The sequence below is a fragment of the Altererythrobacter aquiaggeris genome, assembly GCF_037154015.1.
GTDB classification, from domain to species: domain Bacteria; phylum Pseudomonadota; class Alphaproteobacteria; order Sphingomonadales; family Sphingomonadaceae; genus Aestuarierythrobacter; species Aestuarierythrobacter aquiaggeris.
The window spans coordinates 1,399,331-1,411,416 of record NZ_JBANRL010000001.1 but is presented as its reverse complement, the minus strand read 5'-3'; the positions used below and the strand labels follow the sequence as shown (position 1 = coordinate 1,411,416).

11 protein-coding genes and 1 tRNA gene are annotated in these 12,086 nt (G+C 53.3%); 11 read left to right on the top strand and 1 reads right to left on the bottom strand.

All coding sequences use genetic code 11. The features are described 5' to 3' along the window. Positions 1–126: 126 nt before the first annotated feature. The gene (rnr, locus tag WFP06_RS06890; protein WP_336986481.1) at positions 127–2,442 is read left to right on the top strand and encodes a ribonuclease R; all 2,316 of its coding nucleotides are present in this window, start codon (positions 127–129) and stop codon (positions 2,440–2,442) included. 14 nt (positions 2,443–2,456) lie between these two features. Here the strand turns inward: rnr and WFP06_RS06885 are convergent, their stop codons facing one another. Then, entirely contained in the window at positions 2,457–2,918 is a 462-nt protein-coding gene (locus WFP06_RS06885; protein ID WP_336986480.1) for a universal stress protein, read from the bottom strand. A gap of 127 nt (positions 2,919–3,045) precedes the next feature. On the opposite strand from WFP06_RS06885, the gene WFP06_RS06880 reads away from it, so the two are divergent. The 10 genes from WFP06_RS06880 (at position 3,046) to WFP06_RS06835 (ending at position 12,080) form a co-directional block, all read left to right on the top strand. Next, the gene (locus WFP06_RS06880) at positions 3,046–4,320 is read left to right on the top strand and encodes a pyruvate dehydrogenase complex dihydrolipoamide acetyltransferase (protein ID WP_336986479.1); all 1,275 of its coding nucleotides are present in this window, start codon (positions 3,046–3,048) and stop codon (positions 4,318–4,320) included. Between the two features lie 9 nt (positions 4,321–4,329). Then, positions 4,330–4,713, top strand: coding sequence for a hypothetical protein (locus tag WFP06_RS06875; RefSeq protein ID WP_336986478.1), 384 nt, complete (start codon positions 4,330–4,332; stop codon positions 4,711–4,713). After that, entirely contained in the window at positions 4,706–5,113 is a 408-nt protein-coding gene (locus tag WFP06_RS06870) for an acyl-CoA thioesterase (RefSeq protein WP_336986477.1), read from the top strand. Before WFP06_RS06875 ends, WFP06_RS06870 begins: the two co-directional genes overlap by 8 nt. Before the next feature lie 3 nt (positions 5,114–5,116). Further along, on the top strand, positions 5,117–6,529 hold the full coding sequence (gene lpdA / locus WFP06_RS06865) for a dihydrolipoyl dehydrogenase (protein WP_336986476.1): 1,413 nt from the start codon (positions 5,117–5,119) through the stop codon (positions 6,527–6,529). Positions 6,530–6,608: 79 nt separating this feature from the next. After that, positions 6,609–6,698 (top strand) — tRNA-Ser (locus WFP06_RS06860). A 150-nt stretch (positions 6,699–6,848) separates the two neighbouring features. After that, positions 6,849–8,117 (top strand): tyrosine-type recombinase/integrase, encoded by a 1,269-nt coding sequence (locus WFP06_RS06855; protein WP_336986475.1) that lies wholly within the window; start codon positions 6,849–6,851, stop codon positions 8,115–8,117. Positions 8,118–8,340: 223 nt separating this feature from the next. Then, positions 8,341–8,526, top strand: a complete 186-nt coding sequence (locus tag WFP06_RS06850) for a helix-turn-helix domain-containing protein (protein WP_336986474.1) — start codon at positions 8,341–8,343, stop codon at positions 8,524–8,526. Position 8,527: 1 nt separating this feature from the next. Then, positions 8,528–10,618: an AAA family ATPase gene (locus tag WFP06_RS06845; protein ID WP_336986473.1), complete on the top strand. Its 2,091-nt coding sequence runs from the start codon at positions 8,528–8,530 to the stop codon at positions 10,616–10,618. Positions 10,619–10,906: 288 nt separating this feature from the next. Next, positions 10,907–11,659 carry a hypothetical protein gene (locus WFP06_RS06840; protein ID WP_336986472.1) on the top strand — a complete coding sequence of 251 codons (753 nt, stop codon included), beginning with the start codon at positions 10,907–10,909 and terminating at the stop codon, positions 11,657–11,659. Between the two features lie 64 nt (positions 11,660–11,723). Continuing rightward, positions 11,724–12,080, top strand: coding sequence for a hypothetical protein (locus tag WFP06_RS06835; RefSeq protein ID WP_336986471.1), 357 nt, complete (start codon positions 11,724–11,726; stop codon positions 12,078–12,080). Positions 12,081–12,086 lie beyond the last annotated feature (6 nt).

Sequence of the window (12,086 nt, the reverse complement as noted above, 5' to 3'; positions counted from 1 at the left end):
CCAACGCGTCGCGACGACCCGCCTGGTGTCCTAGAATTGTCGCGTCCATCGCTTGACAGCGCATCATCGGGGTATCCGTTCCCGGCGCCCATTGCAGCACCTGTGGGCGCCGCCCATATAGCGTTGATGCCACGCAAACAAACATTTCAAGGCTTGCCATCGCGCGAGCAGATCCTCGATTTTATCAGAACGGCCGAAACGCCAAGCGGAAAACGCGAAATTGCGAAAGCTTTTGGCGTGAAAGGTCAAGAAAAGATCAAGCTTAAAAGCTTGCTCAAGGATATGGCTGAAGAAGGTCTGATAGACGGCCGGCGCAGTGCGTATCACCGGATGGGCGGCGTTCCCAAAGTGACCGTGTTGCGGGTTGTCGAAATCGCCGACGGGGAAGCATTTGCGGTACCCGAGACATGGAAGCCGGACGATGGCGCGCCGCCGCCACGGATCAGGATCGTCGAGAAGAAGAAGGGCCATACGGTTCGCAAAGGCGACAGAATTCTCGCGCGCACCGAAGAGGCCGGCAATGGCATACGCGCTTTCGTCATGAAAAAGCTCCCGGTTGAGGGCGAAGGTATGATGGGGGTTGTGGAAATTGACGGGGCCGGGAAGCCCTGGCTTGCACCCGTCGACAAACGGGTGCGCAACGCGTCGCCTATTGCGGACCTTGGCGGGGCTGAAGAAGGACAGTTGGTTCAGGCCGAAGCTGCGGGAAAGTCACCGCGGGCGGGTGTCAAGGTAATCGAAATTTTTGGTGATCCGCTGGCGCCCAAAAGCTTTAGCCTGATTGCAATCTCGAAACATGGTATTCCCAATGTGTTCCAGCAGGAAACGCTCGACGAGGCGCAAGTTGCGGCAAAGCTACCGTTAAGCACCGAACACCGCGAGGATTTGCGCCATTTGCCAATCATTGCAATCGACCCGGCGGACGCCCGCGACCATGATGATGCGATCTGGGCAAAACCTGATGGGAAGGGCGGGTTTCAGGCCATCGTCGCGATCGCGGACGTCAGCTATTATGTCCGCCCCGGCAGCGAACTTGACCGGGAGGCACGTAAGCGCGGCAACTCCGTGTATTTTCCCGACCGTGTTGTCCCGATGCTTCCCGAAATACTGAGCGCGGATGTATGCTCGCTGGGCGAAGGAGACGACCGCGCGGCGATGGTGTGTCACTTGAAAGTCAGCGCGGGGGGCAAGGTCAGCGACTTCCGCTTCACGCGCGCAATCGTCAGAATCGCGGAAGTCATGGCCTATGAGGATGCGCAGGAACGGATCGACAGCGGCAAGGCCGGTGAAGAACTGACAAACCTGTGGAACTGCTGGAAAGCGCTCGCATCTGCGCGCGCCGATCGCGACCCGCTGGAACTGGATTTGCCCGAACGCAACGTGATGCTGGACGACCAGGGCAAGATAACCGAGATTGCGGTGCGCGAACGGCTTGATGCACACCGCGTCGTCGAAGACTTCATGATTTCCGCCAATGTCGCTGCCGCGAAAGCGTTAGAGAGCAAAAAGGCGCCCGTTGTTTACCGTGTTCATGAGACGCCAAGCCGCGAAAAACTCGTCGCACTGAAAGAGTTTCTCGCTGCGTCGGGCAAAGACCTTGCGCTGGGTCAGGTGGTCACGCCCAGCTTGTTCAACCGTATGCTGAAAGATGTCACCGACGAGACCGAGAAGGCGCTGGTTATGGAAGCGGTTTTGCGCACCCAGACGCAGGCCTATTACGGACCGGGCAATGCGGGACATTTTGGCCTCGCGCTCGGCAGTTACGCCCATTTCACATCACCGATCCGCCGCTATGCCGATCTGCTGGTGCACCGCGCATTGGTGGATTCATTCGGCCTGGAACAACCCCGGCCAAAGTCGAAAATCCCTGCGCTATCCGGTTTGTCCGAGAAGGATCGTGACGATCTTGGTCAAATCAGCGAAGCAATCAGCAAGACGGAGCGGCGGGCAATGGAGGCCGAACGCGACACAATCGACCGGTATGTGGCCGCCTGGCTTTCAGCGCGCGTCGGTGAAGATTTCGAGACACGGATTACCGGCGTCCAGAACTTCGGCTTTTTTGCAACGATTATCGGGTTAGGCGGGGATGGACTGGTGCCAGTGTCCACGCTGGGCAATGATTTCTTCCGCTATGACGAGGCTGCACAGTCATTGATAGGTGAGCGCAGCGGTTTGACATATTCGGCTGGTGACCGGCTGAAACTAAGGCTCGGCGAAGCGAACCCTTTGACCGGAGCCCTTAAATTCGAAGTGCTGGATGAAAGCGGCAATCCGGTTTCAAGCGGCGGCAACAGACGCGCCGGTGCAGCGCACAAGGGCCGCGGGCCCGGCGGCAAGGACGGATCTGGCAAGGGCGGGAAACACGCACGCGCGAAGCAGCGACACGCGCAAGGCAAGCGCGGCCGGCCCGGCAACATCCGCCATCAGGGACGAAAAAAATAATCTACACAGCCCCATCAGTCGGCAATCGAAACAACGTCAACTTCTTCATCGGTAAGCCCGCCCGGCACAATGATCAAAGGGCAGGGGAGCTGCCCGGATACTGCCGAGAAATGGGTTACGAGCGGACCGGGGTTTGATTCCGCAGCCGCACCCAGAACCAGCGCAGCAACGTCGGGTTCGTTCGCCAGATATTCACGAATGACAGACTGTCCTTCTCCGACGCGGACCGCGATGGTTGGCATGCGGCCGCTTTCGTCGAACAGCGATCCAGCCGCGCCCATCGCGAGCGCCTCCGCACGATCACGCGCTTCCTGTTCGATGGTCGCCTGAACGCCGCCAAATGCGTTGAAATTCTGCGGGGTAACCAAGGCAAGTATGTGCAACCGGGCGCCAACTGCAAGTGCGCGGCGCGATGCAAAGCGAACAGCTTTGGTCGCCTCGTCAGTCTCGTCCATGATAACCAGATAAATGCGCATCGCGACTTTCCCCTTGATGGAAGAATATCACTTGAAAACGTATTCAGTGCAAGAACCTTGCCCCCGAGGCGCAAATTGGCCAACAGGTGCGTAACATCTGCGACGCTACGGAAAGCCAGCTCGATACATGCCGATTCAAATTCAAATGCCCGCACTTTCGCCCACGATGGAAGAGGGCACGCTTTCAAAGTGGCTCGTCAAGGAAGGCGATACGGTCGTCGCTGGCGATATCATGGCCGAAATTGAAACTGACAAGGCCACGATGGAGTTCGAGGCCGTCGATGAGGGCGTAATCGCCAAAATCGCTGTAGCCGAAGGCACTGAAGGCGTGCCTGTGGGCGCCGTAATTGCCATGCTGGCTGTTGACGGCGAGAATGTATCTGCCGCCGCTGCTGCTCCGGCTAAAACTGAATCAGTTGCCAAAGCAAAGCTGTCTCTGGACGAGGATAAGTTGAGGACGCAGCCAGATGGCGTAGCCGCGCCCGATCTTTCACTAAAGCCGCAAGCTGCGGGCAACCGGGTTGTCGCTTCGCCTTTGGCCAAACGTTTGGCGGCTGATCGCGGCATCGATTTGGATTCGATATCGGGCTCTGGTCCCAATGGCCGGATTGTGAAGGCTGATGTTGAGGGAGCTAAGGCAGGGGTAGCCAAATCGGCGGACACCGCCACTTCGCAACGCGCTGCACCGTCCGGCGAAGCCACCGATTTCGGTATTCCGTACGAAGCTGAAAAACTTAACAATGTTCGCAAGATAATCGCCAAACGTTTGACAGAAGCCAAGCAGACGATTCCGCACATTTATCTGACCGTCGATGTGCAGCTCGACAAGCTGCTCAAACTTCGCAGCGAACTCAATTCTGCTCTGGAAGGAGAAGGGGTCAAACTGTCGGTCAACGACTTGCTGATCAAAGCGTTGGCAAAGGCGCTGGTCCGCGTTCCAAAGTGTAATGTCAGCTTTGCGGGCGAAGAATTGCGCAAGTTCAGCCGGGCCGATATTTCGGTCGCTGTCGCGGCGCCTTCCGGCCTTATCACTCCGATCATCGTTGATGCGGCGAACAAGAGCATTTCGCAAATCTCGAATGAGATGAAAGACCTTGCGGGCAAAGCGCGCGACGGAAAATTGCAGCCGCACGAATATCAGGGGGGTACCGCCAGCCTCAGCAATCTGGGGATGTTTGGTATCAAACAATTCGACGCTGTCATCAATCCGCCGCAGGCGATGATTCTGGCTGTCGGCGCTGGCGAGAAACGCCCTTATGTTGTCGAAGGCGCATTGGATGTTGCCACCGTGATGAGCGCCACGGGCAGCTTCGACCACCGCGCAATTGACGGCGCGGATGGTGCGGAACTTATGAAGGTGTTCAAGGAACTGGTCGAGGCACCGCTGGGATTGGTAGCCTAGGGGGTGCAAATGTTTATTCGCGTCCTTCTTTCGTTGGTTGTGGCATTGATAAGCGGTCTGTTTATCGCGATTGTATTGGTGACTCCGGCAAGCGATTCCCGGTTTTTGGACCTCGAAAGGTCGATCGGAATGGCATTCTTCGTCGTTCCATTTACGCTTTTCGGTACGTTCGCTGTGGTTTGGCCTACCTATTCCCTGGCAAGACGGATGCTGAACGGAGCGGGCATAAATCTGGCCGTGATTGCCACTTCGACAATTGCCGGAGCTGCTATGCTTGTTGGCCTTTCTCAAGATTTTCCGGAGGCCCTGCTTGGCGGTTTCGCCGGTGGTTTGACATCCGTTGTGTGGCTTTTGATCGCAAGGCGATTTTCTCCAGGAGGGATTGATGTCTGATCGTACCCCCCTGATCCGGGTCACCGCGATGCCTGCCGACACCAACCCTTATGGCGGCGTGTTCGGCGGATGGCTCATGGCGCAAATGGCGCTTGGCGCTGGGGCGCTTGCTTCGCGGCGGGGGCAGGGGAAGGCCGTGGTGGTGAGCGCAACCGATTTTGCCTTTCCCGGCGCTATGGCGGTGGGCGACGAGCTGTCCGTTTTTTGCGATATCACGCATATTGGCAACACATCGCTTACTATCGCCGCCGAAGCCATTGCCCGCGAGCGTAATGGCGAAGCGACCACCATGGTAGCCAATGGGACCTTCAAATTCGTGCTGCTCGACGATTCCGACCGCCCGCGTCCGGTGAGCGATGCGGTTGAAGAGCCTGCGCTAACAGCAAATGATGCGGAGTAAGTAATGTCTGAGCATTATGACATGATCGTTCTTGGATCCGGACCCGGCGGCTATGTCGCGGCAATCCGCGGAGCGCAGCTCGGGCTCAAGGTCGCAATTGTCGAGCGCGAGCTGCTGGGCGGTATCTGTCTCAACTGGGGATGTATCCCGACCAAGGCGCTGCTGCGTTCGGCAGAGATCTTCCATTATATGAAGAACGCAAAGGATTATGGCCTCGCAGCCAAGCATATCACCGCCGATCTGGATTCGGTGGTGAAGCGGTCGCGCGGCGTATCCAAACAGCTCAATCAGGGCATCGGGCACCTGATGAAAAAGAACAAGATTGCGGTTCACATGGGCGAGGGCAGGTTGGCCGGCCCGGGCAAGCTGGAAGTGATGGGCGAGAAGGGCACCGAAACGCTCACCGCCAAGCATATCATCGTCGCAACGGGCGCACGGGCACGCAACCTCCCGTTCGCTCCCGCTGACGGGAAGCGCATCTGGACATATCGCCATGCGATGACGCCGACCGAAATGCCAAGCAAGTTGCTGGTGATCGGATCGGGCGCAATCGGGATCGAGTTTGCCAGTTTCTATAATGACATGGGTGCGGAAGTGACCGTCGTGGAAATGCTCGACCGGGTGGTGCCTGTCGAGGATGCGGAAGTGTCGGCCTTCCTCGAAAAAGCGCTTAAAAAGCAGGGTATGACCATTATGACCGGCACCGGGATTGAAGGTCTGGAGGCCGGCGCAGCGGGCGTGACCGCCAAGATCAAGGGCAAGGATGGCAAGGTCACATCCGGAGAGTACAGCCATGTCATCGTCGCCATCGGAATACAGCCCAACACCGAAAACATCGGGTTGGAGGAACAGGGAACGGAAATGGACCGCGGCTTTATCCAGATCGACGATTTCGGCCGCACAGGCGCCAAGGGTCTTTGGGCAATCGGAGACTGCGTGCCCGGACCTTGGCTCGCGCATAAGGCCAGCCATGAGGGTGTAACGGCGGCCGAGGCGATTGCTCAGGAATTGGGGAACAAGGATGTTCACCCGCACGCGCTGGACCGCAACAACATTCCGGGCTGTACTTATTGCCACCCGCAGATCGCCAGCATCGGCATGACCGAGGCAAAGGCGAAAGATGCGGGATACGAGCTGAAAGTCGGTAACTTCCCCTTTATCGGCAATGGCAAGGCCATCGCGCTGGGCGAGGCAGAGGGCTTTATCAAGACGGTGTTCGATGCCAAGACCGGCGAGCTACTCGGCGCGCACATGATCGGCGCAGAAGTGACCGAGTTGATTCAGGGCTACACTATTGGGAAAACGCTGGAGACAACCGAAGCAGAATTGATGCAGACAATCTTCCCGCATCCCACCTTGAGCGAGATGATGCATGAGAGCGTATTGAGCGCCTATGGCAAGGCGTTACATATCTAGATGAACTGCACCGCGCAGCAGAATATGCCAAGATGGTGGTGACAAGCGCGCAATTGGGCGCTAGCGGCATTTCCCGCGCGGACAGGTGGCAGAGTGGTCGAATGCACCGGTCTTGAAAACCGGCGTGGGTGCAAGCCCACCGTGGGTTCGAATCCCACCCTGTCCGCCAAAAACCTCCCAAAATCCCCAAAAACCGCAGAAAACCTTGACTTTTGCTTTCGCAGAGCTTCATAGCTTTTCGCCTAGTTACGCCTACTGCCAAACTCTCGTGTAAGGGTTTGTGTAAATAATTGGGCTGGCGCGAAAGGTGGCAAATATCATGGCTTCTAAGTTACTTACGGATAAAAAGCTTAAGGCAATGTCCGGTAAAGGGCTTGATAAACAGCTTTCTGATGGTGAAAACCTCTATATTCGCTTTCGTGGCAAAGGTGAAAGCTGGCTTTTCAGGTTCAAAGTTGCCCAAACCGCAACTTGGGCTGATGCTGAAACTCGCGGCAAAGTTATCGAAATCGGTCTTGGCTCTTACCCTGAAATCAGTTTGGCCAAAGCTCGCGAACTCAAAGATGAATTGCGCACTGAAATTGCTGAAGGTCGCGACCCGCGAAAGTTGAATGAGCTTGATTGTGCTGATTCGCTTGGGCAGACTTTCCAAGCCTACGCTGAAGAATATGTAGCTGAAGCTGAAAAGAATTGGAGCAACCCAAAGCATCGCCAGCAATGGCGCAACACGTTGCGCGATTATGTCTATCCTGAAATCGGCAGCAAGCTGGCGGCTGACATAACCCGCGATGATGTGAAGCGGACAATTAAACCATTGTGGGATGATGGCAAAATTGAAACCTTCAGCCGTGTCAGAATGCGCATTGAAGCAATCTTAGATTATGCCTTTCACGAACTCGAAATTGACCGCAGCAACCCGGCTAGATGGCAAGGCAACCTGAAAATCAGCTTTGGCAATGTGTCGCCTAGAAAGGTCGCCAAAGATAAAGGCAAGCTGAAGCCCCATGCAGCTCCACCTTGGCGTGAAGTCCCGGCGATCATGGCCAAGCTTCGCGACAAACCTGAAGTTGTCTCTGCACTGGCTTTGCGGTTTTCAATTCTAACGGCGGCGCGATCAATGGAAGTGCGCGGCCTATTGTGGGCAGAAATAGACTTGGCTGAAAAGGTCTGGCGATTGCCCGGTGAACGCGCAAAAAATGGTGATGGCCACAATGTCCCATTGAATTCTGAAGCTGTCGAAATCCTAGAGCAACTTGCCGCTGATAAATCTGCCCACAATGATCTCGTGTTTCGTGGTGGCAGGAGTGGTTTAATCTCCGATGTTGCTGTCAATAAAGTGCTGAAGGCGGCGTATCCCGGCGTTACCGCTCATGGAATTGCGCGTAGCTCATTCCGCGACTGGATTGCTGAAGCAACCAACTTTCCTGATAAAGTCGCTGAAGCTGCACTTAATCACGCAAACACTAATGCAACTGAAGCAGCTTACCTTAGAACTAAATACTATGATAAACGCATTGAACTAATGAATGTTTGGGGCAGCTTTTTACTTGGCATTGATAATGTAGTATTGTTGAATAAAATAAAATAGCCTTCAGGAATGGCAGAAATAAGCCGTTGATAGACAATTTAGGAATTTATTCTTATTAATTCGCCTATTTTCGTTTGACACGAACTGAACTGACGGGCAAATTCGATTTCAGCAGCTGGATAGGGGCAAGGCCGACTATCCGAGTAACCCTTAGGGGGTGGCGGCATTCACAGCCCGCCGCCACTTTTTCGTTTTGGCGGGCCTTCAATTGGAAGGAACGACCATGCCAGATAGTTTGCTCTCGGTCGACGAGGCTAAAAGGCAACTTAGCGTTGGCACCACTTTAATTTATTCAATGATGAAATCGGGAGAATTGCGCCGGGTAAAACTTGGCGGAAAGACACTTATTGCCCAATCCGACATTCAGGCTTTCATTGCGAAAAAGCTCGAAGAAGCGGCGGCTGCTTAAGATGGCCGATAATGAAAACCCCGCAGCGACAAGGGATAACGCTCCGGGGCCATGCTCCACACATTTTTCAGCGACTGCGCAGCCGCCCGGTGCTGATAGCGTCGGTGCGCCTATAGGGAAAGCGCATTCGAATATTCCGGAAGAATTGCGCGAGTATCATCAATGGGTGTTATTTGATAAATCCAATAAAGTCCCGTTTAATCCGATTACTGGCGAAAAAGCTAGTGTAACAAATGCTAATGATTGGTCTGATTATACAACTGCGGCGAACGTTGCATCTAATAATCCCCGATTTGGCATTGGTTTTGTCTTTACCGAAAATGACCCTTATTGCTTTATTGATCTTGATGATCCCAAAGGCGACGCTCACAAAGTCGAACAGCAAAAGCTGATTGTCGAAGAATTCAACAGTTACACTGAACTAAGCCCTTCAGGCACTGGCGTTCACATTATCGTCAAAGCCAACCTTCCACATGGGCGGCGGCGCGATAAAGTTGAGCTGTATCCGCACGAACGCTACGCTACAATGACAGGCAATGTCGTTCACAATGTTGGGATTGAAGAACGTCAAGAATTGGCATCGCTGCTCTTCAACGAAATGGGCGGCGAAAAGGCGAACGCGGCTGGCATACAGCCCGACAGAGAGGCTTCACAAAGCGATACGGACATTGTCGCGCAACTTTGTAGCGACCCGGCGCGCAACGCTCTCTATCACGGCGATCTAAGCTCGCATCGCGGTGACCATAGCGCGGGTGATATGGAGCTATGCAATGTGCTTGCTCGCTTATCTGGCAACCGCGCCCAAGTTGAACGCATTTGGCTTGCTAGCCCCGCAGGCGACCGCCAAAAAACGCAATCCCGGAAAGACTACCGGCAGCGCACGATTGAAGGCGCATTCAATGAATTGCCGCTAGATCAAGCCGCAAGTGGCTTTACCGTAAACGGCAATAAGTTCTTTCCTGAAACAGCCAATGAACCGCAAGTTCTCGATGTTAGTATGTGGGCCGGTGTTGCGCCGCCTGTTTTACAATATGCAATCTCTGGCTTCGTGTTGGCTGGCCAGCTTACCTTTTTCACTGGTGCCGGCGGTAGCGGTAAGTCGCTCCTAAGCCAGCTCATGTGCAGCACTGTAGCCCTTGGCCAGCCGTGCCTTGGCCAAGCGACGACCAGAGGCGTTTCGCTTTATGTCACGTGCGAGGACGATACCGGCGAGCTTCAGCGCCGCCAGTTGACCATTGCAGCTTCGCTAGGGGTGAACCTGTCAGCCTTCAAAGGTCAAATGGGCATTGTCTCGCTAGCAGGGGCAATCGACAATGAGCTGGCAACGTTCGACCGCAACGGCAAAATGACCGTTGCTCCGGGTTATCACTGGCTAGAGCGAAACATCAAAACAATGGGCGCTTCTTATGTCGTTCTGGATAACGTTGCTCACTTTTATTCTGGCGATGAAAACAATCGTCACCAAGTCGCATCATTCCAAAATTTGCTAAACGGATTGGCGGCTGAAACTGGCGCGGCCATCGTCCTGATTGGCCATCCTAATAAGTCTGGTGATGGTTATTCCGGCTCCACCGCTTGGGAAAATCAGGTTCGTTCGCGGCTGTTCTTAGCGGTCCCCACATTATCCGATGGCCTAATCCCTGACAGGGACGCTCGCATCCTGACTAGGGCAAAGTCCAACTATGGCCGCGCTGGCGATAACATAACTTTCCGTTGGCATAGCGGCTCGTTCGTTCGCGATCAGGATTTAGAACCTGATGTTGCAAAAGAGATTGCAAAAAAAGTTCAGGATAATGGAGACAATGAAGTATTTCTGAATTGTTTGCGTGAACGTTTGAACCAAAAACGAGCTGTCTCCGAACTTCATTGTCGGACTTTTGCTCCCACAATATTCTCAAAAATGGCGATAAGTAATAGCATCGGAAAGCCCCGGCTTGAAGAAGCTATGGAGCGGCTTTTTAAGTTAAAAGCTATCGAACGTGGCTTTCTCTGGCGTGATGCAGAGCAGGGTAAAGACCGATCTGGCTTGCGATTAGTTTCCGCCGACCCTCCCGCCGACCACCCGCTCACACTATCGCCGACCCACCGCTAACTCGCAGAAAAGGACCGCTCACACACACCTATATATACTACGTATATATTATGGGGAGGGCTTAATAACCTCTCCCCATATTTATCAGAAACGAAAAAGGCTCCAATAATTACAACACTATTAGAAAGTCTTACTAGAGTTATTCAATCAATACTTGAAGGAGAAAATGACACAAATGATGAATGTAAGGGTGAAGAATGGCCAATGGCTATTTTTGCGCAATTTATGAAACAATTACAACGTTAATCGGCGGACTCATTGTCCGACAAACCCAAAGGAATTACTGAAATGGCTACCAACCCAAATTTTAAATTCAATGATGAACTCGCACCTGTCTTTCCAAAAGGCACCGATGGCAATGCGCGTGTGTCCGATCATCTGAACAAGTTTGGCTATGAGGATAACCCTAGCAATATCCCGGAGCTTAAAGCGGCTTTTGATGGTGGCGGGCGCATTGAAGAATTGCTTGGCTATGTCGATGATGTGCGAGTTAACCGGCTTCCCACAGTTACCCCGGCTCAACACGCGCAGGACGTTAAAGTCAAAATTGAAGACACAGACAAGACAGCCATTAGCATCCTCAATAATGTGGGCACAGGGCTTGCGAACGCGATTAAGCGAACAATGAAGCAACTTGATGCTGATGCTAACCTCACAGAAGTTGACCCGCTCTATATCAATGCCGTTACAGGCGCGTTTTATGGGTTATCGCAAAGTGATAAGATGGCTGAAATCGCAAAAATGTTGGACAGCGATGATGGCCGGACAATTGCAATATTAATCAACTCGCCTGAATTGATTACTGGCCTCAACAGCGAGCAACGCGAAAGCATTAGGTTGCGCGCCCACACTAAAGCCAACCCTGCCGGTGTTGCTGATCTTGAGCGCCTGACAAAAGCTGATGCTCGCTGGAAGCAAGCTTATTCCGGTTATATGCGCGGCATTACTCAGCTAGGCAAAGGCTTAGACAAGTATGATGCTGATATTGCTAAGTCCAAGGCAATTCATAGCAAGCTGCCCGGAGCTGGCTTTCATGGCTAATTGAGTTGCCGGCAATGGTCAGGCTGTCGCCGCCAACCAATACCTAAAATTTGGAGTAACTAAAATGTCCTCACCAGCTGCATTAAATAATGTGCGAGTTTTAATGAACTGCTTGAATGAAATAGAAGCCGGAAAAGAGCTTGTGGAAATGCCCGGTTTTAAGAAAGCTCAGAGCTATCGTTCAACTAAGGCTAAGCTCAAAGAAAACCAAGAATACGCTAGTCTAATGTTTGAAAGGTTTGAAATGTATGATTGTCGTGACGAAATACAGGCATCTATTAAAATTATATATGATGCTGAAGCTGAACTTAGTCAATATATTTTGGCGCGAATGAATTCAAAGCTAGCTAACACCGAACCTTGGCTTCAGACACGCACAAAAGAAAGTGTGCCAAATTGCTTATCGACTTACATTGATTAACAGAAT

Bases quoted from the DNA above. Each gene is read 5' to 3' on its own strand.
- rnr (WP_336986481.1), top strand. From the start codon at position 127: ATGCCACGCAAACAAACATTTCAAGGCTTGCCATCGCGCGAGCAGATC.
- WFP06_RS06885 (WP_336986480.1), bottom strand. From the start codon at position 2,918: ATGCGCATTTATCTGGTTATCATGGACGAGACTGACGAGGCGACCAAA.
- WFP06_RS06880 (WP_336986479.1), top strand. From the start codon at position 3,046: ATGCCGATTCAAATTCAAATGCCCGCACTTTCGCCCACGATGGAAGAG.
- WFP06_RS06875 (WP_336986478.1), top strand. From the start codon at position 4,330: ATGTTTATTCGCGTCCTTCTTTCGTTGGTTGTGGCATTGATAAGCGGT.
- WFP06_RS06870 (WP_336986477.1), top strand. From the start codon at position 4,706: ATGTCTGATCGTACCCCCCTGATCCGGGTCACCGCGATGCCTGCCGAC.
- lpdA (WP_336986476.1), top strand. From the start codon at position 5,117: ATGTCTGAGCATTATGACATGATCGTTCTTGGATCCGGACCCGGCGGC.
- WFP06_RS06855 (WP_336986475.1), top strand. From the start codon at position 6,849: ATGGCTTCTAAGTTACTTACGGATAAAAAGCTTAAGGCAATGTCCGGT.
- WFP06_RS06850 (WP_336986474.1), top strand. From the start codon at position 8,341: ATGCCAGATAGTTTGCTCTCGGTCGACGAGGCTAAAAGGCAACTTAGC.
- WFP06_RS06845 (WP_336986473.1), top strand. From the start codon at position 8,528: ATGGCCGATAATGAAAACCCCGCAGCGACAAGGGATAACGCTCCGGGG.
- WFP06_RS06840 (WP_336986472.1), top strand. From the start codon at position 10,907: ATGGCTACCAACCCAAATTTTAAATTCAATGATGAACTCGCACCTGTC.
- WFP06_RS06835 (WP_336986471.1), top strand. From the start codon at position 11,724: ATGTCCTCACCAGCTGCATTAAATAATGTGCGAGTTTTAATGAACTGC.